The sequence below is a fragment of the Streptomyces sp. NPDC088706 genome, from assembly GCF_044752765.1.
In the GTDB taxonomy this organism is placed as follows: Bacteria; Actinomycetota; Actinomycetes; order Streptomycetales; family Streptomycetaceae; genus Streptomyces.
In genome coordinates, this window is sequence record NZ_JBIVLW010000027.1 from 34,661 (window position 1) to 55,589 (window position 20,929).

Consider the following 20,929-nt stretch of genomic DNA (forward strand, 5'->3'; position numbering starts at 1 on the left):
GGTCGTCATGGTCAGCCGTTGCGCATGCCCGGCAACCGTCAGGGCTCAGGTAACCGAGCTGACCGCCGAGCGTCTTCGGCAGCGGCACTCGGTCAACGCTTTTGGTCGGCCACGCTCGATGGTGTCCTTGATCTCTCCCGCCACGGTTCAACTCCCTTCTGAGGTCCTGGCCGTCGGGGTCGACGAGCCGGACCCAGGTCTCGCGCGTCTCGCGCAGGTCGTGCCGCCACAGCCGATGTGCAGATGCGCGTGGAGGCGCTCGACGGCGTCCGCGAGTAGGGGCCGGTGGGCCGCCTGGACGACGGTGTCATGGAAGCGCTGGTCCAGCGCGGCGAAGTCCTTCTGAGCTGGCGTTTATGCAGCTCTACTGCCTGCGATGGCTGCCGCGAGGTTTGGTTTGTGCTGTTTCCCGACCGGGTGCTCGCGCGCGCGGTGCTTGTTCTTCGTCCCGATTGGCCTGCCGGGGCCCGCGGTGGTGGGTTTCGGTGCGCTGGCCGGCTGAGGCGTTTTCCTGTGGAGGCGGCGAAATCCTCGACGGACGCGCGCGGGTGTGAGGCGCCCTTGGCGGGCGGGCCGTTCCCAGGGATTGCGGAGGTCTTCTGCGAGGGGCCGGGCAAGGCGGAGTTGGGTGTGGGCTGCGATGACGAGCCATGTCCAGCGGTCGGCGGCGGCTGGCTCGCGGAGTTTGGGAGCGGTCCACCCCAACGTCTGCTTGAGCATCCTGAAGGTGTGCTCAAGGTCGAATCTGCGTAGGAATGCCTGCCAGAACCGGTCCACATCCCCAGCAGTGGCGGCGGTGGCCGACCACCACAGCCAGACCGGCTGGGGCGACGCGGAGGTGGGGGTGAAGTGCAGGTTGAAACGGGGGTGACGCAGCAGCCATTTCTTGACCGGCTCGGTCTTGTGGGTGGGTGGCGTAGTTGTCCAGGACAAGGTGGAGTTTGAGGTGCTGGGGGACGGCTGCGGAGGAACTCCTGGTGGCGGTGGCGGCGGTAGTGCTGGGCGATGACCGAGCCGGAGGCGATGTCCAGGGCGGCGAACAGGCTGGTGGTGCCGTGCCGGACGTAGTCGTGTTTCCCCTTCGCCGGCGTGGTCGGCGCCATCGGCAGCACCGGCTGGGTCCGGCCCAGGGCTTGTATCTGCGACTTCTCGTCCACCGCCAGGACCAGGACGTTCTCCGGCGGCGACAGGTAAATACCCACCACGTCACGGACCTTGGTCACGAACTGCGGGTCGGTCGACAGCTTCCAGGTCTCCACGATGTGCGGTTTGAGGCCGAACGTCCGCCAGATCCGCGAGACCGCCGACTGCGACATCCCCGCCGCCCCGGCCATCGAACGCGTCGACCAGCGCGAATCACCCGTCGGCGGCGTCTGGCCGAGTGTCCTGGCGACCAGGGCCTCGACCTGCTCGTCCGTGACCCTGCGCGGGGCTCCCGAACGAGGCCGGTCCACCAGGCCCTCCAGGCGGTCCGCGACGAACCGGGACCGCCACTTGCGCACCGTCTCCCACGAGACACCCAGGTCATCCGCGACCTGCGCGTTCGGCAGGCCCTCCGCGCACGCCAGCACGATCCGCGACCGCAACACCAGTGCCTGAGAGGCGGTCTGCTTGCGCAACCAGCCCCGCAACACCCTGCCTTCGTGATCGGACAACTCCAGCGGCAACGGCTTCGGACAAGGCACAGCCCCACCCTGCAACCGCAAGCGAACTAGCGACTCAGGACACTAGGGGTGGCCGCCAACCTCGTCGCCTCGCAGGGCATCGTCCCGGTCCGTGACTTCAAGAACGTGGACGGCCCGGTCATCGACGTTCCCGTCGGAGCGTTCTCCGCGCTAGTGGCGAGTGCGCGGACCGGAGGGTTTGGCGCCGTCTGACCCGTCCCGCCGTAGCGTGTTGGGCGTTGCCGTGGCCTCCGTTGCGCTGACCGTGCCGGACTGGCCGGACGTGGTGGCCGGATGGACGGTGCGTAAGCGGCGGAGAACCATTTGGCCATTTGCACCAACCGCCGCTCTGCGTTCGGGTAGGACCGGTATCGCGCCGGCCTGTGACTCCCAGAGCGTCGAGGGTTCGGTGGTCAAGGTTCCCGCTGCCGGGTTCGATGCGTTTGTCGCGTTTATCGCTGGTATACGGGCGGGGAAGCGCGACATCCTCTGGCCGAACGGCCCAGTGCCATCCCGCTGCGGTGCTCGGGGTAAGCCAGTGGGCGGGAAACCTGCCCTAAGGGCTGCCCGCTCATGTCTATGGCTCGGCGAGCCAAAAAAGTATGGTGGAGGCGCACTGTCGTTGATCACTGTGACAAGTCATCACAAAGAGTTGTGTCGTAGAGCCCGAACGTCTGATTGAGGTATCCGTGAACGAGAACGAAATCAATGCGATCCTGCGGCAGGCAGACGAGGTGGCCCAAGCAATCTCGAGTGAATGGAGTGGGTTGCAGGGCGCCTATATGCCCGGTAGGGGACAAGCGCTGGACTTCCAGAACGCCGTCCTGCAGGCCTGTGAAAGACTTGCGGGGACCAAGGGGCACGCCCAAGAGGTTGTCGCGAGCCTCGCAGCAACGCGAGAAGCATGTTACGCGACGGGGCAGCAGAACTGGATTCACCACATTGACCAGTACATGCCTGCAATACAAGAAAGTCAAAACACGCTTTCAAGCGTACTCGACGGCTATCGCATGCTAAATGCAGCCTTTGAGCTGGGTGCAAACGTAGATGCTCTCCATGACTTGACAAACAGCACTTTCGCGCATAATTCAAGGCCGGAACATGTAGAAAACCGCGAGGCCATGAGGCGGCAACTGACGGAACTCCTGCCGGTCCAAGAGTACGCCACAGCTCTCCTTTATCGCGCGCAGGAATTGATTGCAATTCCCTATAGCGAGACGATACCGCCGCAGGTCCATGGCTACCTGGAAACGGTGAAGATCAACCTTGACGAGCAATATGCCGTGATCGACGCCTACCTGATAGCTCTAAATGAGCAACTTGCTGCCGTGTAATTTCCGGGGCCTCGTCATGCTGGCGAGACGCCGAGTGCTTCCGGCGCCTATGTTGCGATAAATTTTTCGAGTTTCCCACCGCCCCGGCTGTGTAGGGCTGGTCCACCTCGACGAACATGACGGTGTGCGAGCCACGCTCCGCCGTGCCGGTGATGCGGCCGAGGACCGACGCGGCCGAACCGCGCAGCACCGGAGCGCCCCGTTTCCGCGGCGTGCCCGGCGGGTACAGGTGACGTCCGCCGAGGCCGTCACCTGTATCCGTTCACAGGCCCTTTCCGGCGGGACTCAGTGGCCGCGGGCGATCCAGTCCGCCAGATGCGGGGCCTCGTCACCGATCGTGCTGGTGCCACCGTGGCCGGGGCGGACCACGGTCCGCGGTGGCAGTGTGAGCAGCCGGTCCCCGATCGACCCGACGATCGTCGGGAAGTCGGAGAACGACCGCCCGGTAGCCCCGGGGCCGCCCCGGAAGAGTGTGTCCCCGGTGAAGACCGTCTCCAGCGCGGGCGCGTGCAGGCACACGGCGCCGGGCGCGTGACCGGGCGTGTGCAGTACGGTCAGCTCCGTACCGGCGACACGCAGGACCTGCTCGTCGGACAGCTCCCCGTCCGGCTGCCGGTGCGCATGCGTCCGCTGCCAGAGGACTCGGTCGTCCGGATGCAGCAGGACGGGCGCTCCGGTCAACTCGGCCAGCAGGGGCGCGGCGTTGACATGGTCGTCGTGGGCGTGGGTGCACACGATGGCGATCACCGCCCGCCCGCCCACGGCTTCGGTGATCGCGGCGGCGTCGTGGGCCGCGTCGATGACGACGACCTCGCGGTCATCGCCCACGATCCATACGTTGTTGTCGACCTCCCAGGTGCCGCCGTCCAGGGAGAAGGTTCCCGACGTGACCAGGCGGTCGACGCGTGCGCCGGTCACAGCAGGACCACCGAACGGAGCACGTCGCCCTCGTGCATCCGGGCGAGGGCCTCCTCGACGCCGTCCAGCCCGATGGTCTCGGTGACGAAGGCGTCCAGGTCCAGTCGCCCCTGCCGGTACAGGTCGATCAGCATCGGGAAGTCCCGCGACGGCAGGCAGTCCCCGTACCAGGAGGACTTCAGCGCACCACCGCGTCCGAACACGTCCAGGAGCGGCAGGTCGACACGCATCTCGGGCGCCGGCACCCCGACGAGGACCACGGTGCCGGCCAGGTCACGGGCGTAGAACGCCTCCTCGTACGTCTCCGGGCGGCCGACCGCGTCGATGACGACGTCCGCGCCGTGGCCCCCGGTCAGCGCGCGGATCGCCTCCACGGCGTCCTGCGTACGGGAGTTGACCGTGTGGGTGGCGCCGAGGCGGCGCGCGGCCTCCAGCTTCCGGTCGTCGATGTCCACGGCGATGACGCGCCCCGCTCCGGCCAGAGCCGCGCCCGCGACGGCCGCCGTACCGACGCCGCCGCAGCCGATCACGGCCACGGAGTCGCCGCGTGTGACGGCGCCGGTGTTGATGGCCGCCCCGATGCCCGCCATCACGCCGCAGCCGAGCAGACCGGCCGCGGCGGGGGAGGCGGCCGGGTCGACCTTCGTGCACTGCCCGGCCGCGACCAGGGTCTTCTCGGCGAAGGCTCCGATGCCCAGGGCTGGGGACAGCTCGGTGCCGTCCGTCAGGGTCATGCGCTGCTTCGCGTTGTGGGTGTCGAAGCAGTACCAGGGACGGCCGCGGCGGCAGGCCCGGCACCGACCGCAGACGGCGCGCCAGTTGAGTACCACGAAGTCACCGGGCGCGACCTCCGTCACGTCCTCGCCCACGGACTCGACCGTACCGGCCGCCTCGTGCCCCAGGAGGAAGGGGAAGTCGTCCCCGATCCCGCCCTCGCGGTAATGCAGGTCGGTGTGGCAGACCCCGCACGACCGGATCTTCACCACGGCCTCGCCGGGACCGGGGTCGGGCACCACGATCGTCTCCAGCCGGACAGGTTCGCCCTTCGCCCGGGCGATCACTCCTCGTACTTCCTGTGCCATGTGCACGGCCCTTCTCGTCGTTCGTTCTCTCGTGGTTCAGGTGTCGCCGTCGAGGTCTCTTCGTCCGGCGCGGGCCCCGGGCCCGGAGCGCACGTCGCACGTCCGGGGCCCGGCGTTCCGCCGCCGAACGCGTCCCGCTCGTCAGGGGAGGTGGCGCGAGATGACCAGCCGCATGATGTCGGAGGTGCCCTCCTCGATCTCCTCGAGCTTCGCGTCCCGCATCCATTGCTCCACCGGGTACTCGCGCGAATAGCCCCAGCCGCCGAGGGTCTGCACGGCCGCCCAGGTGCAGAACATCGCGGTCGACGAGGCGGTCAGCTTGGCCATGGCGGCCAGACCGGTGATGTCCGCCCCGGCGTCCACCGCCCGTGCCGCCCGCAGCACCAGCATCCGCGCGCCCTCGATCCGGTTCGCCATGTCGGCCAGCCGGAACGCGACGGCCTGGTGCTCGATGATGGGTTTGCCGAACTGGACCCGGGTCCGGGCGTAATCCCTGGCGTACTCGTACGCGGCCCGCGCCGCACCCACCGAAGCCGCGCCCAGCACGATGCGGGAGATGTCGAAGGTGCGCATCAGGCCGTGGAAGCCCTGGCCCTCGGCGCCGAGCCGGTTGGCCTCGGGCACGAACGCGCCGGAGAAGTACAGCTCCCGGCAGACGATCGCCCGCTGGCCCATCTTCCGCATCGGCTCCCCGACGCTGAGCCCCTCGGTGTCCGCGTCCACGAGCAGGGCGGTGACGCCCTTGGACCGCTCGGTGGGGTCGGTCTTGGCGAAGACGACGTAGAAGCGGGCCGCCCCGGCGTTGGAGATCCACGCCTTCTGGCCGTCGAGGACGTACCCGCCCTCGACGCGCCGGGCGGTGGTCCGGATGGACGCCGCGTCGGATCCGGCGTCGGGCTCGGTGGTGGCGAGCGCCGTCATCGGCGCGTCCGGGCCGGTGAGCGGTGTCAGCCAGCGCCGCTTCTGCTCATCGGTGCCCAGCTCCAGGACGGGGTCCGCGAAGAACCCGTTGGAACACATGAGGTTGCCGATGCCGGGGTCCCCGAAGCACAGCTCCTCCTGGACGAGGCACTGGGTGAATACGTCGGTGAACCCGCCGCCGCCGATCTCCGCGGGCAGCATGAAGTCGGTGATCCCGATCTTGGCGGCCTTGCGCCAGATGTCGACGGGAGTGACGACGTCGGCCTCGTCGACCTCGCGGCCTCGCGGGCGGATCTCGTTGCGGGCGAAGTCGCGGCACAGCCGCACGACGTCGCGCTGTTCCTCGGTGAGGGGCCACGGTTCGTCGATGGCGTTCATGGTTTCCTCCGGTGACGGGTGGGGGCGGGGCCCGTGGACCGGGGCCGGGGCGGCGCGGGGCCGGCCGGACCGCCGTGTTTCATCGGGCGTTTTCCTCGGGCAGGTGGATGAGGGTGGGTCGGTCGGCGACCAGCGCCTTCTCCAGAAGCCCGGCCAACTGGGCGGATCCGTCGACCCGTACGCCGTGGCAGCCCATGGCCCGCGCGATCGCGGGGAAGTCCGGACCCGGCAGATCGACGGCGTGGACGGGGTCCTTGCGGGCGGCCATCTCGTCGCGGATCTCCCCGTAGCCGCCGTTGTCCGAGACGACGACGGGCAGGGGGAGGCGCAACTGGGCCGCCGAAGCGAGTTCCTGGATGGTGAACATGATCCCGCCGTCTCCGTGCAGCGCGACCACGGGCGCGTCGGGGCGGGCGAGCTTGGCACCGATCGCGGCCGGCAGACCGTAGCCGAGGGTGCCCAGGCCGGTCGGGTAGAGGAACGAGCGGGGATGGTGTGCGGGCAGGTTGGACAGCGCGCCGTAGTAGCAGGCCATGGCGGAGTCCCCGACGAGGAAACCGTCGCGTCCGAGCGCCTGCGCCAGGGCCGATACGAGACCGAGGTAGGCGGACCCCTCGGCACGCGCCTGCGCCGCGAAGGCGGACCGGGCGGCGGCGGCGCGGTCATGACCCGCCGCGGGCGGCGCGGGCCGGACTCGATCCCCGATCGCCCGCAGGGCGAGAGCCGCGTCGGCGACGACCGCGACGTCGGGCCGGGCGTTGGTGATGACCGCCTGGGCGTCGACGTCGATCCGCACCAGGGGTCCGCCGGGGGCGAGCGGACCGATCCACAGGTCGGCGGGCGAGAGTTCGGTGCCGACGGCGAGCACCGCGTCGCTGTCGCGGACGAGGTCGCGCACCGCCTCGTGGTGCACCCCGGCACCGATGGCGAGAGGGTGCCCGTCGGCGAAGACGCCCTTGCCGTTCGCGGTGGTGACGACGGGAGCGCCGAGCCGCTCGGCCACAGCGAGGAGTTCGGCGCAGGCTCCGCTGCAACCGCCGCCCGCGATGATGACGGGCCGGCGCGCACCGCCGAGCACCCGTGCGGCGGCCTCGGCCTGCTCCGCGCCCGGGGCGGCGGGCGGCACCGGGACCTGCTCGACGAGGTGGAGCGGCCCCCGCCCGTCGAGCAGGTCGAGCGGGATCTCCAGGTGCACCGGCCGCGGCCGTCCGGTCGCCATCGCGGCGTACGCCTGGGCGACGGCCAGCGGGATCTCCTCGACGCTGGTGACGCGATGGCTGTAGGCGACGACGGCGTCCAGCGCGGCGCGCTGGTCCTTGACCTCGTGCAGGTAGCCGTTGCCGCGGCCGGGGTGACGCAGCGGCAGGCCGGGCGAGACGAGCAGCACGGGCACCGAGTCGGAGTACGCTTGGGCCGCCGCCGTCGCGGCGTTGAGCACGGCCGGCCCGGTGGTGGTCAGGCAGACGCCCGGCCGACCACCGGCACGGGCCCAGCCGTCCGCGGCGAACGCACCGCCCTGCTCGTGGCGGGGAGAGACGTGCCGGATGCCGTGCCCGGCGAGCGCGGCGTAGATCGGCAGGTTGTGGGTTCCGGGGATGCCGAAGACCGTGTCGGCGCCGTGGATCTCCAGAGCGGCGACCAGCGCCTCGCCGCCCGTGACGTCGACGGTCATGCGCTGTGCTGTTCTGTGGTGTACACGGACTTGCCGAGCCACTGGCCGCCGTCGACGACCAGGACGTCGCCGGTGACGTAGGCGGACCGGTCGCTCATCAGGAACGCGGCGGACTCGGCCACCTCCTCCGGGGTGGTGAACCGGGCCGCCGGAACGCTGCCGAGCACGCGTTCGCGGGCGGCCGGGGTCGGCCACAGCGCGGCTGCCGCGCCCTCGGTCTCGGTGGGGCCCGGGGCGATGCAGTTGAGGCGGACGCCGCGGGCGGCCCATTCCACCGCGAGGGTCCGCGTCATGGCGAGGACGCCGGCCTTGGCCGCGGCGCTGTGGACGGTGCCCGGATGCCCGTGCCAGGCGTAGCTGGCGATGACGTTGAGGACGACCCCGCTGCCCTGCGGCAGCATGTGCCGGGCGGCGGCCCGGGTGCAGTGGAAGGTGCCGTTGAGGACGATGTCGACGACGGCCTTCCAGCCGTTCGGCGACAGTTCCTCGCCCGGCAGGACGAAGTTGCCCGCGGCGTTGTTCACCAGCGCGTCGAGCCGCCCGTGCCGGGCTGCCACCTCGTCCACGGCGGCGTCCACGGCGGCGGCGTCGCGTACGTCGCACGACACCGTGTCGGCCTGTCCGCCGACGGCCTCGATGAGCTCGACCGTCTCCAGCAGGGCGTCCTCGCGCCGGCCGAGGACCGTCACCCGGCCGCCCCCGGCAGCCCAACGCCGGGCGACGGCACGGCCGATGCCCGATCCGCCGCCGGTGACCAGGGCCACCCGTCCACTGAATTCGTCGGCCTGTACGTGGTGTGTCATGACTCTTCCTTGGTGTCGGAGGCGTGGTCGTCCCGGTGCGTGACGAGCAGCGCGTCGACGGCGATCGCCCCGTCCGTACCGGCCCGCAGGGGGTTGATCTCCAGTTCGGCATCGTCGCCGGTGAGCCCGGCGACCAGGTGGGACACCGCGACCACGGCTCGGGCCAGCGACCCGGTATCCACCGCCGGCCGTCCGCGCCACCCGGCCAGGAGCGGCGCGCAGCGCAGCGAGCGGACCATCGCGTGCGCCTGCTCCACGTCCACCGGCGCGCATTCGGTGACCGAGTCGCGGTGCAACTCGGCCTCGGTGCCGCCGGCGCCCACGGTGACCATCGGCCCCAGGCGGGCGTCGCGCCGTCCTCCGACGATCAGTTCGACCACGTCGGGCCGTACGTCCTGCTCCTCCAGGACGTAGGCTCCGTCGCCCAGCCGCGCGTGCATCTCGGTGAAGGCCGCAGCCGCGCTCGGCCCGTCCGGCAGCCCGACGCGCACACCGCCCGCCTCGCTCTTGTGCTCCAGCCAGCTGGCCTTGAGGACGTAGGGCGGGCGCAGGAGTTCCGCGGCGGCGGCGACCTGTCCGGCGTCGGTGACCTGGCGCGCTCCCAGGAACGTGATGCCCGCGTCGCTCAGCAGGCCGCGGGCCGGCCAGTATCCCGACCCGGCCGGGATCTTCGCCTCGCCGCCCGGGGGCGCGAGAGACCGGCCGGGGCTGGAACGCAGGGCCACCGCGCCGGCGAGCGCGTCGGTGGCGGCGTCTATGGTGGCGAACACCGGGACCCCGGCCTCCCGCAGCACGCGGGTCGCCTCGCTGTCGGCGCCCATGGAGTGCAGAAGCAGCGGGCGGCCGTTCTTCCGGGCGGCCTCGGCCAGTTCGGTCGCGACACGCTGCTCGGCCTCGGCGAGCGCCGGGCTGTCGAGTCCGTACCGGCCGAAGTAGCCGGACAGGACGACGCTGTCGACCTCCCCGGACCGCAGCAGGCGTACGGCCGCCTCGCGGTAGGTGCCCAGGTCCCGTTCGCCCGCGCCCGCGAGGTCGACCGGGTTGGCGGTGGAGGCCCCGTCGGGCAGGAGGGCGGCGAGGTCGGCTGCCAGCGGCGCGCTCAGTTCCGGCACCCGGATGCCGCGGCGGCTCGCGCGGTCGGCGGCGAGCGCGCCCTGCCCGCCGCTGTCGCTGACGATCCCGAGCCTGGGTCCGTCGGGGAGGGCGCTCGCCAGCAGGCAGGCGGCGACGTCGACCAGGGCCGCCGGGGTGTCGACCCGCAGCGCTCCGGCGGCGCGGCAGGCGGCGTCGACGAGTTCCATGGGTGAAGTCAGGGCGCTGGTGTGGGAGCGTGCGGCGCGGGCCCCGGCCTCGCTGCTGCCGACCGCGAGGAGGATGACTGGCTTGCCCGCGGCGCGCAGCGCGCCGATCGCGTCGAAGATCCGCCGCCCGTGCTGGAAGCTCTCGAGGTAGACGCCGACCGCGCGGGTCGTGTCGTGGTCGACGAGGTCCTCCAGCAGTTCGGCGGTGGTGACGTCGAGCTGGCTGCCCACGGAGACGAAGCGGGATATGCCGAGGCCGGCCCGCTGGGCGAGCAGCGCGATCTCGCTCCCCACCTGACCGCTCTGGGAGACCACGGCCAGGTGGCCGGGAGGGAAGTCGCCCCAGGAGATCTGGAGGGCGGACTCGGCGTCGAACAGCCCGAGGCTGCTGGGGCCGATCATTCGGGCGCCCGCGGCGGCGACCCGGGCGGCGAGCCCGGGCCCGTCCGGCACCCCGGCGGTGATGCCGAGCAGTCCGCGCACCCCCAGGTCGAGCGCCTGACCGACCACGCCCGGCACCTCCCGTGCGGGTACGCAGAAGGCGACGAGTTCGGGGACATCGGGCAGGTCGGCCAGCGAGGCGCCGGTGGGACGGCCGAAGAGTTCGCCGCCGCTGCGGGTGACCAGGTGGACGGCACGGCGGTCGCGGCCGGTGAGCGCGCCGCGGGCCAGCCAGTACCCCCACTTGGCCGGGTTGGCGGACGCGCCGACGACGGCCACGGAGGCCGGATCGCGGAAGACGGCGAGGCCGCTGTTCCGGGCTCCGGGGGAGTGCGGGCTTTCAGTCATGGTGCTGACATCTCCTCTGGGCCGAGAGGCGGCGGTGGTGGGGCCCGGCTCCCCGCCGGTGTCCGGCGGGGAACCAGGCCGGGAGGGCCTCGGGGCCGATCGGTGCGACGCGGAGCTGTCACCGACGCCCGGCGATCATCCCCGGCGGTCGCGGTACGGGTGCCCGCGTCCGCCGATCACCGGTCTTACTGACCGGCCGTGCAGTTGCCTGCTCGGTAGCCTGTTGCGGCCGACAGGGCTTTGTCAATGCTTGACAGCCGATTTCCTGACTGGCGAATCAGTCAGTGAGGAGGCTTCGGAAAGCGGCGGGAGGCCACTGTCGCGACGCCCGGCGTGACCTACTCTCTGGACGTGACCCGAAACCGCAAGGACCCCGGCCTGCGGCGCGGGGAGATTCTTCGCGCCACCGTCGCCCGGATCGAGAAGCACGGCGTCCAGCCCTTGCGCATAGCCGACGTGGCGCGCGACCTCGACGTCAGCCCCGCCCTGGTGATCTATCACTTCCGGACCAAGGAGGCGCTGATCGGCGACGCCTTCACCTGGGCCGTGCAGCGGGACCTGGACCGCCTGGCCCGGCTGACCTCCGGGTCCACGACCGCGCTGCGACGCCTGACGACCGCCCTGCACTGGTACGGGCCGACCAAGGGCGCCAAGGGCTGGACCCTGTGGATCGAGGGCTGGGCCGCCGCGCTGCGCGACCCCGGCATGCGCACGGTCGGCAGGGAGCTCGACCTGCGCTGGAAGGAGGCGCTGAGCGCGATCATCCAGGACGGGGTGAGCGCCGGCGAGTTCATGGTGGACGATCCGCGCGGGGCCGCCTGGCGGATCACCGCCCTGCTGGACGGCGTCGCCGTCCAGACCGTCGTCCACCGCGACACCCGCGACCCCGAGCAGACCGCGGTGTGGTCCCGGCAGATCGTCGCCCGCGAGCTGGGGGTGGCGCCGTCCGCCCTCGAAGACGCCTGACCCGACGCCCCGGGTGCGGGCCCGCCGACGTGCCCGTACCGCCGGAAGTCGCGGCGGTGCGCGCAGAACAGCTGCTCCCACCGCTTGACAGGCGGGAATCAGCTACTGCATCGTCGTTCAGTATCGATCCCTCGGCCGGTCCGGTTCTCGTGGCCCCGCCGGGTGCCGATCCGGCCACCGAGAGTGGTTCCCGAGCTCATCTGTCGCCCCTGCCCTGGCCGCAGCCGGGCACGCGCGACGGCTGGCTCCGCGTCGAGAGGCCCGTACATGAACGTGAACGCAGGGACCGAGACGTTCGACGTCATCGTCGTCGGTCTGGGAGGACTCGGCTCCGCCACCGCGTGGCGGCTCGCCGCCGCCGGACAGCGCGTGCTGGGACTGGAGCAGTTCGAGCTTGGCCACGACCGAGGAGCGTCTCACGACACCTCCCGCATCCTCCGGCACAGCTACCACCGCCCCGACTACGTACGCCTGACCAATGAGGCGTACGACGACTGGGCCCACCTGGAACAGGAGTCCGGCCGGCCGTTCGTCACGCGGACGGGCGGAATCGACCTCTGCCCCGCGAACTCACCGCTCCCGCTGGACGACTACTGGCGCAGCCTCTCCGCCGAGGGGATCTCCTACGAGCTCCTGGACGCGGACGAGGTGCGAAGCCGCTGGGGCCAGATCGCCGTGCCCGACGGCACGACCGCGCTCTACCAGGAACGCACCTCCATCGTCCCTGCGGCACGGTCCACAGAAGCCATGCAGCAACTGGCCGTGGCGGCGGGCGCCACCCTGCGGGACAACACCCCGGTCACCGGTCTGCGGCACGGCCCCGACGGGGTCGAGGTCATCACCGAGCACGCCCGTTACTCCGCCGGCCAGGTCGTCCTGTGCACCGACGCGTGGGCCAACACCCTGCTCAGGCCCCTCGGGTGGGACATCCCCATCACGACGCTGGAGGAGCAGGTCACCTACTTCGAACCGACGGAACCCGCCCGCTTCGCGCCGGAGGTGTTCCCCGTCTGGATCTGGCTGGACGACCCCTGCTTCTACGGCTTCCCGTCCTACGGGGAGGCCACGGTGAAGGCCGGACAGGACTGCGGAGGCCCCGAGGTCCGTCCCGACCGGCGCTCGGGCGCCACCGACCCCGTCATGCTCGACCGGCTCTCCCGGTTTATGGGTGAGCGCTTCCCGCACAGCGGCCGGGCCATCCGCTCCAAGCGCTGCCTGTACACCCTCACGCCCGACCGCGACTTCGTCCTCGGCCCGGTGCCCGGTGCGGAGCGGGTGCTGGTCGGCCTCGGCGCGGCCCACGCCTTCAAGTTCGCGCCGACCCTCGGCCGGATGCTGGCCGCCCTCGTCCAGGACCCCTCCCTGACGCACACCGACGCGTACAGCACGTTCCGGCTCGACCGCCCCGCGCTGACCGACCCCGACCACCCCGTCAACTGGATGACCTGACCGCCGCCCGCCACCCCTCCTCATTCCCGAGAACGCACCGTCTGCGACGCGTGCCCGCACTGGACGGAAGTCATGACAGCGAACACCCTGAGCTCCGGATTCACCCCACCGCCCCACCTCCAGGTCACCTGGACCGACCCCGTCACCGGACGCGAGGGGTACGTCGTCATAGACCGGCTGGTCAGAGGCGTCTCCAGCGGCGGTCTGCGCATGCGCGAGGGGTGCACCCTCGACGAGGTCCGCGGACTGGCCGCCGGAATGAGCCGCAAGGAAGCACTCCACTACGACCCGGCCAACCGCTACATCCCGCTGGGCGGCGCGAAGGGCGGCATCGACTGCAGCCCGCACGATCCGCGGGCCCGGGAGGTCCTCGGCCGCTACCTCGACGCCGTCCGCTCGCTCCTCAAGCACCACTGGACCACCGGTGAGGACCTCGGACTGCGCCAGGACACCCTCGACGACGTCCTCGCCGAGCTAGGGGTGGACAGCTCCATCGAGGCCATCTACCCGCTCCTGGACGACGCCGCCGAGGCCCGCGCACGACTGGCGGACGCGTTCGCCGTCGACGTGGACGGCGTTCTGCTCGCCGACCTTGTCGGCGGGCTCGGCGTCGCGGAGTCGGCTCTCACCGCGCTCGACCACCTCGGCATCGGCCGCACCGCGGCACGCGCTGTCGTCCAGGGGTTCGGGTCGATGGGCGGCGCGACCGCGCGCTACCTCGCCCAGGCGGGCGTGCGCGTCGTCGGCCTGGCCGACGCCTGGGGCGTGGTCCTCAACCCCGAGGGTCTCGACGTGGAACGGCTGCTGCGCACCCGCGACGGCCTGGGCGGGATCGACCGCTCCCAGCTGCGGCCAGGCGACACCGAGGCCGACGGGGACGCGTGGCTCGACATCACCTGCGAGATTCTCGTCCCGGCGGCCGTCTCGTACTGCATCGGCGCGGCCGAACAGGGACGCGTCACCGCCCGGATCATCGCGGAGGCCGCCAACATGCCCACCCTCCCCGAGGCGGAAGCCGCCCTGCACGCGCGCGGCACGCTCGTACTGCCGGACTTCGTGGCCAACTCCGCGACCAACGCCTGGTGGTGGTGGACGCTCTTCGGCGACATCGGGACCGACGCGGACCTGGCGCAGCGCAAGGTCCGCGACGCCATGAGCCGGCTGACCGCCGACATTCTCAAGGGCGCCGAGGAGCACGGCGTGACGCCGCGCGAGGCCGCCCTGGGCGTGGTCGACCGCAACATGGGCGACATCGAGGCCCGGTTCGGACGGCCGGGCGAGCCCGCCGCCGATCACGCGAACGGAGGCGGCCATGGCGACCCGCGCTGAACTCGTCGTGATCGGCGGCGGCCTGATGGGTTCCGCCACCGCCTGGGCCGCTTCCCGGCGAGGCCTGTCGGTGCTGCTGCTGGAGCAGTTCCCGCCCGGGCACACCCGAGGAAGCTCGCACGGCAGCTCCCGTATCGTGCGGCGCGGTTACGAGGACGCCCTGTACACCCGGCTGACCGGGCGCTCCTTCGATCTGTGGCGGGAACTGGAGCTGGACTCCGGCACCTCCCTGCTGCGCATGCTCGGCAGCATCGACTTCGGCACCCGCCCGTACGCCGAATCCGTCGCGGCCCAGCTCGCCGCCGCGGGAGTGGCGCACGAGGTGCTCGACGCTGACGAAGCCGAACGCCGCTGGCCCGGTATGCGCTTCGAGGGCCCGGTCGTCCACCACGGGGAGGGCGGCACGGTCGACGCCGCAACCGCGGTCGCAGCGTTCACGGACGCTTCGGTCCGCCGGGGCGCGGTCGTCCGCCACGAAAGCGCGGTGACGTCCTTGCAGGCGGCCGGTGCCGGCGCCCGGGTTCAGCTGGCCGACGGCGACACGGTCCTCGCCGACCACGTCGTCGTCGCGGCCGGCGGCTGGACCGGCGAACTGCTCGCAGGACACGTCGAGCTGCCGCCGCTGACCGTCACCCAGCAGGACACCTTCCACTTCCCGCGCCTGGACCCGACCGCCGCCGCGTGGCCCAGCGTGCTCCACGAGCAGGGAGCCGGCATCTACCACCTCGCCGGCGGGCGGGACGGCGGGGCCGGTGACGACCGCAAGATCGGCGAGCACTACAGCGGCCGGAACACGACGGCCGGCGGCCGGGACGGCGTGGTCACCGCCGAGTCGCGGGCGAGAGCCGTCGAGTACGTGAAACGGTGGCTCCCGGGACTGGACCCCGTACCCCGGAACGAGACCAGCTGCCTGTTCACCTTCACCCCGAGCGAGGACTTCCTGCTCGACCGGGTCGGGCCGTTCGTCGTGTGCTCGCCCTGCTCGGGACACGGTGCGAAGTTCGCCCCGCTCATCGGCGAGCTCACCGTCGGCCTGATGACCGGCGACGCGGAGGTGCCCGAGTCCTTCCGGCTCGCCGCGCACCTACCGCGCACCTCCGGAACGAGCTGAGGGGAGAGCAGGTTCCGGCGGGGCGGACCCGAGACTTCCTGACACGCGAGTCAGGAAGCCGGGTAAGCTGTCCTCCGTGGCACGCAAAGCAGTGGTCCTGCGGCGCGAGGAGATCCTCGACGCGACGGTGGAGCAGATCAAGCAGCGAGGCATCGCGATGACGCGTGTCGCGGACGTCGCGGCAGCGCTCGGAGTGAGCAGCGGCCTGCTCCACTACCATTTCGCGACGAAGGAACTGCTCGTCGAAGAGGCCTTCTCCCACGCGGCACAGCGGGAGATGGAAACCCTGCTGGCCAATCTGGCCCGCAAATCGCCCGCACTGACCCGGATGAAGGCGCTGCTGCGCCTGTACGCGCCGATGGGGCAGGCCGTGGGTTGGCGGCTGTGGATCGACGGCTGGTCAGCGGGCATGCGGGACACGGGGCTCCACGATGTCATGCGCACCATGGACGAGCAGTGGAAGACGTCCATCGCCCAGCTGGTCCAGGAGGGAGTGGACAGCGGCGAGTTCCGTTGCGCGGACCCGCGGGAGGCGGCGTGGCGGATCACGCTGTTCCTGGACGGCCTCGCGGTGCAGCTCGTCGCCCGGCGCGGCACCCTGGAGAAAGCGGAGGCCACGCGGTGGGTCCGCAAGCACGTCGCCGCGCTGCTCGGCGTCGATCCGGCGGACCTGGCGCCGCGCCGCGCCGTCGTACAGCCGTCCTCCGGTTCCTGAGGCGCGCCGAGCGCGATCCCCCGTCGGCGCGGACCCGTCCGTGCCGACGGCACCTCCGGCCCCCCCTTCGACGACGAGGGTCGACCTCTCCCACGTGTTGACTGACGAATCAGTCAAAAAATAGGCTGCGGGGGGCCGTGCGCCGCCACCCGGCCGGCCGCCGTACCCAGTAGAGGGGGGATCTCATGACCACCACCCGGCAGACAGAGCAGCGGCTCGGCAGCCGCGGGGGGCCGGGACAGCGCATCGCCATCATCGCGCTGACCTGTGCCACCGCCGTCTGGGGCTGGAGTTACATCGCGACGGTCTGGCTGCTTCCCGAGATGGGCACGCCGAGCCTGGTCGCCGTCCGCTTCGTGCTCGCCGGCCTCATCATGGTGGCGATACGGCCGCGCGCGATCCTCTCGCTCGGCCGCCGCCACACGCTCGCCGGACTGGGCCTGGCTTTTTTCCTCGGCTCCGGCACCCTCCTCCAGGTTCAGGGCCAGCACTACATTCCCGCGTCCCAGTCCGGCTTCCTGGTCTCGCTGTTCGTGGTCCTGACCCCGCTGGTGGCTCGCGTCCTGTTCCGGACGAAGGTGACGAAGGGGGTCTGGGCCGGTGTGCTCGTCGCGACCAGCGGCCTGGCCGTGATCTCGTTCAACGGCGTCGCGCTGAGCCTCGGCAGCTGGCTGACACTGGCCGCCGCCCTCTCGTACTCGATCCAGGTCGCCTTCCTGTCGGAGTACTCCTCGCCCGACAAGGTCTACGGCCTGGCCACCCTGCAGATCCTCGGCACCGGTGTGATCGCCTCCTGCTGGGCGGTGCCCAGCGGCATCGACCTGCCGGACACCCCGGCCGGATGGGGCTGGCTCGCCTACTCCACGCTGTTGGCGACGCTCGGCATGTACGCGGTGCAGACCTGGGCGCAGTCCCGCGTCAGCGCCGCCGGGGCGGCGGTCGTGCTGGCCTGCGAACCGCTGTGCGTGGCCGTGTTCAGCCTGCTCGTCGGGGCCTCGCTGACCGGCCGGACCGTGATCGGTGGGATGCTGGTCCTGGTGGCTATGTTCCTCGTCGTCTCCGCCGACCGATCGGTCCCGCCACCGCTGGCCGACCCGCTCGCACTCCCGGAGCCGCACACGGCCCCCGACCACGAGGACCGTCCCGACGTCCCCAGGCCCCGGCACCTGTAGGGGTTGTTCCGTACGGTCCCGGGACAAACGAAGGCCGGTCCGGCGCGGGGTGTCCCGCACCGGACCGGCCCGTCGGCGTCAGCGCCCCGCTGTCAGCTCGTTCCTGACGATCTGACCGCCCTTCATCACGAAGCGGACGTTTGTGAACGCCGCCATGTCCCCGGACGTACCGGGCACGGCGATCAGGTCGGCGTACTTCCCCGGCGCGATAGACCCGATGCGGTCCTCCCAGCCCATGCACTCGGCGCTGGTGAGCGTCGCCGCGCGCAGCGTCTCCATCGGCGACATCCCGTACGCGCCCATGGTGACGAGCTGGCGGGCCTGCATGCCGTGCGGGAACCCGCCGGCGTCGGTGCCAAACCCGATCTTCACCCCGGCGCGCACCGCTTTGGCGAACGCCTCACGCTGGGCGCCGGTGGCGTCGTCATTCTTGGCCCGCGCCTCCTTGTCGAATCCCGCACCCTCCGCGTTCTCCACGAGCCAGTCGCTCCACCAGATGTCGGACGAGAGGTACGTGCCGTGCCGGAGCATCAGCTCGATGCCCTCGTCGTCGAGGTAGCAGCCGTGCTCGATGGAGCGCACACCGGCCCGGACAGCCATCTTGATGCCCTCGGTCCCGTGCGCGTGGACGGCGACGTAAGCACCGTAGTACGACGCCTCCTCCACCGCGGCCCGCATCTGCGCCTCCGTGAGCTCCGGGGCACCGGGGACGGTGCCGGCGGCCATGACCGCTCCGGTGCCGATCAGTTTGATCACGTCGGCCCCGCCGTGCAGGATCTCCCGGACCCGTTCGCGCGTGTCGTCGACCCCGCGAACCCGGCCGAACCGGAACTCCTCGGGCAGCCGCACGTCGTGGGCGAGCCCCGTGATCATTCCGCCGCCGGTCGTGACCGTGACATACGCTCCGGCCACCGCCATGCGCGGGCCGAGCACCGTGCCGTTGTCGATGGCGTCCCGCAGGGCCGTGTCGACGAAGGCCCGGTAGCTGCCGAGGTCCCGGACCGTGGTGAAGCCGGCCATCAGCGTCGCGCGGGCGTGTCCGATCGACTCGAACGCCTGCTGTGCGGCGCTCTGCTTGATCTCCTGCGTGGGGTCGCCGCACGCGGCGACCCCGATCAGGTGCGTGTGCAGATCGACCAGACCGGGGCTCAGCGTCGCCTCTCCCAGATCGACGACCTCCACGCCCTCGGGGACCGGCACCGCGGCGGGCAGCACCGCGCTGATTCGCTCCCCTTCTACCAGCACGGTGCGATCGGTCAGCACCTCACCTGCTTCGACATCGAACAGCCGGGCGCATCGCAGCGCGAGGGTCATCGCTCCTCCTCGACGGATCGGTCGCACGGTTGGACGGTCCCAGCCGTGCGGTAATGCTCGGTTCCCGGGAGCGGCGGCCGAGGACGCCGCACGACTCCCGGGAACGGGGGAGGAAGCCGCCCGGACGCGGACCGGGCCGCGCCCGGACGGCTTCCTCATGCCGCCGCCGCAGGCGGGCGACCGCTCACTCCTCCAGTACGGCCATGGCCGCGTTGTGACCCGGGATGCCGCTCACGCCACCGCCCCGCACCGCGCCGGCCCCGCACAGCAGGACGTTCTTGTGCGCGGTCTCCACGCCCCAGCGACCCGTGGTCCTGGACTCGTCGACGAACGGCAGGGCCAGCGACCGGTGGAAGATGTTCCCCCGGGGCAGGCGCAGTTCCTGCTCCAGGTCCAGCGGGGTCTTGGCCTCGATGCACGGCCTGCCGTCACCGTCGACCGCCAGGCAGTCGGCGATCGGCTCGTCCAGGACCGCGTCGAGCTGGGCGAGCGCCCCCTTCAGCAGAGCCTCGCGCTTCGCGTTGTTGTCGCCCTCGAACAGCCTCGCGGGCGTGTGCAGGGCGAACATCGTCAGCGTCTGGTAGCCGCGCTCGACCAGGTCCGGGGAGAGGATGGTCGGATCGGTGAGCGAGTGGCAGTAGATCTCCGACGGCGGCGCGGACGGCAGCGAGCCCGCCGCGGCCTCGCGGTAGGCCGTCTCCAACTGTCCGTAGCCCTCGGAGATGTGGAAGGTGCCGGAGAACGCCTCGCGCGGGTCGACGGAGGTGTCGCGCAGCCGCGGCAGGCGTCGCAGTAGCATGTTGACCTTGAGCTGGGCACCCTCGGCCTGTTCGTCGGCCGCCCCGTCGCCGACGAGCTCGGCCAGGGCCTCCGGAGAGGCGTTCACCAGGACCTTGCGGGCCGCGACCGCGGCCTCACCCCCCTCGGTGCGGTAGGTCACCACCGAGTGCGGGTCGTCCGGCTCGATGCGCAGGACCTCGTTGCCAGTGACGATCTCCGCCCCGGCGGCCCGCGCGGCTTGCGCCAGCGCGTCGGTGAAGGCGCCCATGCCGCCGATCGGCACGTCCCAGTCGCCGGTGCCTCCGCCGATGATGTGGTAGAGAAAGCATATGTTCTGCGCGAGCGACGTGTCGTGGGCGCTGGTGAACGTTCCGATGAGGGCGTCCGTCAGCACGACGCCGCGCACCAGGTCGTCCCGGAAGCGCTCCTCGATCGACACGCCCAGTGGCTGTTCGAAGAGCATGTTCCAGGCCGCGTCGTTACCGATCCGGGCACGCAGGGCGGCACGGGTGGGCAGGGGCTCGGTGAGGGTGGGGAAGATGCTGCGGGCGACCTCTCCGGTCGTGCCGTAGAACTTCTCCCACGCCTCGTAGTCGGCGTCGGATCCGGTCAGGGAGCGGAAGGAGGCACGGGTGCGCTCCCTGCCTCCGCCGACGAACAGCCCGGTGGCCCGGCCGTCGCGGTCCGTGGGTGTGTAGGAGGAGACCGAGCGCTTTCGTACGGCGAAGGTGAGGCCCAGGTCGTCGACGATCTTCGACGGCAGGAGCGAGACGAGGTACGAGTAGCGCGACAGGCGCGCGTCCACGCCTTCGAAGGCCCGGGTCGAGACGGCCGCGCCGCCCGTGACATCGAGACGTTCGAGGACGAGCACCGAGCGCCCGGCGCGAGCGAGATAGGTGGCGGCGACGAGCCCGTTATGACCACCACCGACGATGACGACGTCGTAGACATTCCTGGAGACTTCCGCTTGTGCTGGCATGACTCTTGGTAACACGCACCTTTCGTGAACCGCAAGAGATTCGGCGAACTCTCGCCGAGAGTTGGATGAAGTTGCTGACTTGCGAGGCAGGACGGGAGATATCCGAAGACGTGCGAAGGGAAGGTGTAACACCAGGTGGAATACGGTCCAGCGGCCTTCTCGTTGAGCGCGGGACGTGCTTCCAGGGATGATTCGAGCTGATGATATTGATTGACTCACCAGTCAGTAAAAGACACGCTCGGCCGCACCGAC

General features: G+C 71.1%; 16 protein-coding genes and 2 pseudogenes. 8 read left to right on the plus strand and 10 right to left on the minus strand.

The features are described from left to right. Window positions 1-234: 234 nt before the first annotated feature. Window positions 235-342 (minus strand): annotated as a pseudogene (locus ACIQAK_RS32085) (FCD domain-containing protein); the annotation flags it as partial. 12 nt (window positions 343-354) lie between these two features. After that, window positions 355-1,685, minus strand: a pseudogene (locus tag ACIQAK_RS32090) (IS630 family transposase). Between the two features lie 48 nt (window positions 1,686-1,733). On the opposite strand from ACIQAK_RS32090, the gene ACIQAK_RS32095 reads away from it, so the two are divergent. Further along, window positions 1,734-1,877: a DUF397 domain-containing protein gene (locus ACIQAK_RS32095; RefSeq protein ID WP_401372615.1), complete on the plus strand. Its 144-nt coding sequence runs from the start codon at window positions 1,734-1,736 to the stop codon at window positions 1,875-1,877. A gap of 476 nt (window positions 1,878-2,353) precedes the next feature. Then, window positions 2,354-2,998, plus strand: a complete 645-nt coding sequence (locus ACIQAK_RS32100; protein WP_366392546.1) for a hypothetical protein — start codon at window positions 2,354-2,356, stop codon at window positions 2,996-2,998. A 285-nt stretch (window positions 2,999-3,283) separates the two neighbouring features. Here the strand turns inward: ACIQAK_RS32100 and ACIQAK_RS32105 are convergent, their stop codons facing one another. The 6 genes from ACIQAK_RS32105 to ACIQAK_RS32130 all read right to left on the minus strand — a co-directional run bounded on the left by ACIQAK_RS32105 (window position 3,284) and on the right by ACIQAK_RS32130 (window position 10,862). Then, on the minus strand, window positions 3,284-3,916 hold the full coding sequence (locus ACIQAK_RS32105) for an MBL fold metallo-hydrolase (protein WP_366392545.1): 633 nt from the start codon (window positions 3,914-3,916) through the stop codon (window positions 3,284-3,286). Beyond that, window positions 3,913-4,998 carry an S-(hydroxymethyl)mycothiol dehydrogenase gene (locus ACIQAK_RS32110; RefSeq protein WP_366392544.1) on the minus strand — a complete coding sequence of 362 codons (1,086 nt, stop codon included), beginning with the start codon at window positions 4,996-4,998 and terminating at the stop codon, window positions 3,913-3,915. Before ACIQAK_RS32110 ends, ACIQAK_RS32105 begins: the two co-directional genes overlap by 4 nt. 141 nt (window positions 4,999-5,139) lie before the next feature. Next, a complete protein-coding gene (locus ACIQAK_RS32115) occupies window positions 5,140-6,297 on the minus strand; it encodes an acyl-CoA dehydrogenase family protein (RefSeq protein ID WP_366392543.1) in 1,158 nt (385 codons plus the stop codon). A gap of 79 nt (window positions 6,298-6,376) precedes the next feature. Then, window positions 6,377-7,969, minus strand: a complete 1,593-nt coding sequence (locus tag ACIQAK_RS32120) for a 5-guanidino-2-oxopentanoate decarboxylase (RefSeq protein WP_366392542.1) — start codon at window positions 7,967-7,969, stop codon at window positions 6,377-6,379. Next, window positions 7,966-8,772 carry an SDR family oxidoreductase gene (locus ACIQAK_RS32125; RefSeq protein WP_366392541.1) on the minus strand — a complete coding sequence of 269 codons (807 nt, stop codon included), beginning with the start codon at window positions 8,770-8,772 and terminating at the stop codon, window positions 7,966-7,968. The genes ACIQAK_RS32120 and ACIQAK_RS32125 overlap by 4 nt, the downstream gene beginning before the upstream one ends. Then, the gene (locus ACIQAK_RS32130; RefSeq protein ID WP_366392540.1) at window positions 8,769-10,862 is read right to left on the minus strand and encodes an acetate--CoA ligase family protein; all 2,094 of its coding nucleotides are present in this window, start codon (window positions 10,860-10,862) and stop codon (window positions 8,769-8,771) included. The genes ACIQAK_RS32125 and ACIQAK_RS32130 overlap by 4 nt, the downstream gene beginning before the upstream one ends. A gap of 351 nt (window positions 10,863-11,213) precedes the next feature. Here ACIQAK_RS32130 and ACIQAK_RS32135 point away from each other — a divergent pair, with 351 nt between their 5' ends. The 6 genes from ACIQAK_RS32135 to ACIQAK_RS32160 all read left to right on the plus strand — a co-directional run bounded on the left by ACIQAK_RS32135 (window position 11,214) and on the right by ACIQAK_RS32160 (window position 17,604). Continuing rightward, window positions 11,214-11,828 (plus strand): TetR/AcrR family transcriptional regulator, encoded by a 615-nt coding sequence (locus tag ACIQAK_RS32135; protein ID WP_366392539.1) that lies wholly within the window; start codon window positions 11,214-11,216, stop codon window positions 11,826-11,828. Between the two features lie 267 nt (window positions 11,829-12,095). After that, window positions 12,096-13,277 (plus strand): N-methyl-L-tryptophan oxidase, encoded by a 1,182-nt coding sequence (gene solA, locus ACIQAK_RS32140; RefSeq protein ID WP_366392538.1) that lies wholly within the window; start codon window positions 12,096-12,098, stop codon window positions 13,275-13,277. A 72-nt stretch (window positions 13,278-13,349) separates the two neighbouring features. Continuing rightward, window positions 13,350-14,606 carry a Glu/Leu/Phe/Val dehydrogenase dimerization domain-containing protein gene (locus tag ACIQAK_RS32145; RefSeq protein WP_366392537.1) on the plus strand — a complete coding sequence of 419 codons (1,257 nt, stop codon included), beginning with the start codon at window positions 13,350-13,352 and terminating at the stop codon, window positions 14,604-14,606. Further along, window positions 14,590-15,717 (plus strand): FAD-dependent oxidoreductase, encoded by a 1,128-nt coding sequence (locus ACIQAK_RS32150; protein WP_366392536.1) that lies wholly within the window; start codon window positions 14,590-14,592, stop codon window positions 15,715-15,717. The genes ACIQAK_RS32145 and ACIQAK_RS32150 overlap by 17 nt, the downstream gene beginning before the upstream one ends. 76 nt (window positions 15,718-15,793) lie before the next feature. Further along, on the plus strand, window positions 15,794-16,432 hold the full coding sequence (locus tag ACIQAK_RS32155; RefSeq protein WP_366392535.1) for a TetR/AcrR family transcriptional regulator: 639 nt from the start codon (window positions 15,794-15,796) through the stop codon (window positions 16,430-16,432). Window positions 16,433-16,617: 185 nt separating this feature from the next. Beyond that, the gene (locus ACIQAK_RS32160; RefSeq protein ID WP_366392534.1) at window positions 16,618-17,604 is read left to right on the plus strand and encodes a DMT family transporter; all 987 of its coding nucleotides are present in this window, start codon (window positions 16,618-16,620) and stop codon (window positions 17,602-17,604) included. A gap of 78 nt (window positions 17,605-17,682) precedes the next feature. On the opposite strand, the gene ACIQAK_RS32165 is transcribed toward ACIQAK_RS32160, so the two are convergent. Next, entirely contained in the window at window positions 17,683-18,918 is a 1,236-nt protein-coding gene (locus tag ACIQAK_RS32165; RefSeq protein WP_366392533.1) for an amidohydrolase family protein, read from the minus strand. A 184-nt stretch (window positions 18,919-19,102) separates the two neighbouring features. Beyond that, window positions 19,103-20,677: an NAD(P)/FAD-dependent oxidoreductase gene (locus ACIQAK_RS32170; RefSeq protein ID WP_366392532.1), complete on the minus strand. Its 1,575-nt coding sequence runs from the start codon at window positions 20,675-20,677 to the stop codon at window positions 19,103-19,105. Window positions 20,678-20,929: the final 252 nt, after the last annotated feature.

Excerpts from the sequence above, each read along its gene's own strand:
- ACIQAK_RS32170 (WP_366392532.1), bottom strand. The coding sequence starts at position 20,677 with ATGCCAGCACAAGCGGAAGTCTCCAGGAATGTCTACGACGTCGTCATC.
- ACIQAK_RS32130 (WP_366392540.1), bottom strand. The coding sequence starts at position 10,862 with ATGACTGAAAGCCCGCACTCCCCCGGAGCCCGGAACAGCGGCCTCGCC.
- ACIQAK_RS32110 (WP_366392544.1), bottom strand. The coding sequence starts at position 4,998 with ATGGCACAGGAAGTACGAGGAGTGATCGCCCGGGCGAAGGGCGAACCT.
- ACIQAK_RS32125 (WP_366392541.1), bottom strand. The coding sequence starts at position 8,772 with ATGACACACCACGTACAGGCCGACGAATTCAGTGGACGGGTGGCCCTG.
- ACIQAK_RS32165 (WP_366392533.1), bottom strand. The coding sequence starts at position 18,918 with ATGACCCTCGCGCTGCGATGCGCCCGGCTGTTCGATGTCGAAGCAGGT.
- ACIQAK_RS32160 (WP_366392534.1), top strand. The coding sequence starts at position 16,618 with ATGACCACCACCCGGCAGACAGAGCAGCGGCTCGGCAGCCGCGGGGGG.
- ACIQAK_RS32145 (WP_366392537.1), top strand. The coding sequence starts at position 13,350 with ATGACAGCGAACACCCTGAGCTCCGGATTCACCCCACCGCCCCACCTC.
- solA (WP_366392538.1), top strand. The coding sequence starts at position 12,096 with ATGAACGTGAACGCAGGGACCGAGACGTTCGACGTCATCGTCGTCGGT.
- ACIQAK_RS32120 (WP_366392542.1), bottom strand. The coding sequence starts at position 7,969 with ATGACCGTCGACGTCACGGGCGGCGAGGCGCTGGTCGCCGCTCTGGAG.
- ACIQAK_RS32150 (WP_366392536.1), top strand. The coding sequence starts at position 14,590 with ATGGCGACCCGCGCTGAACTCGTCGTGATCGGCGGCGGCCTGATGGGT.
- ACIQAK_RS32115 (WP_366392543.1), bottom strand. The coding sequence starts at position 6,297 with ATGAACGCCATCGACGAACCGTGGCCCCTCACCGAGGAACAGCGCGAC.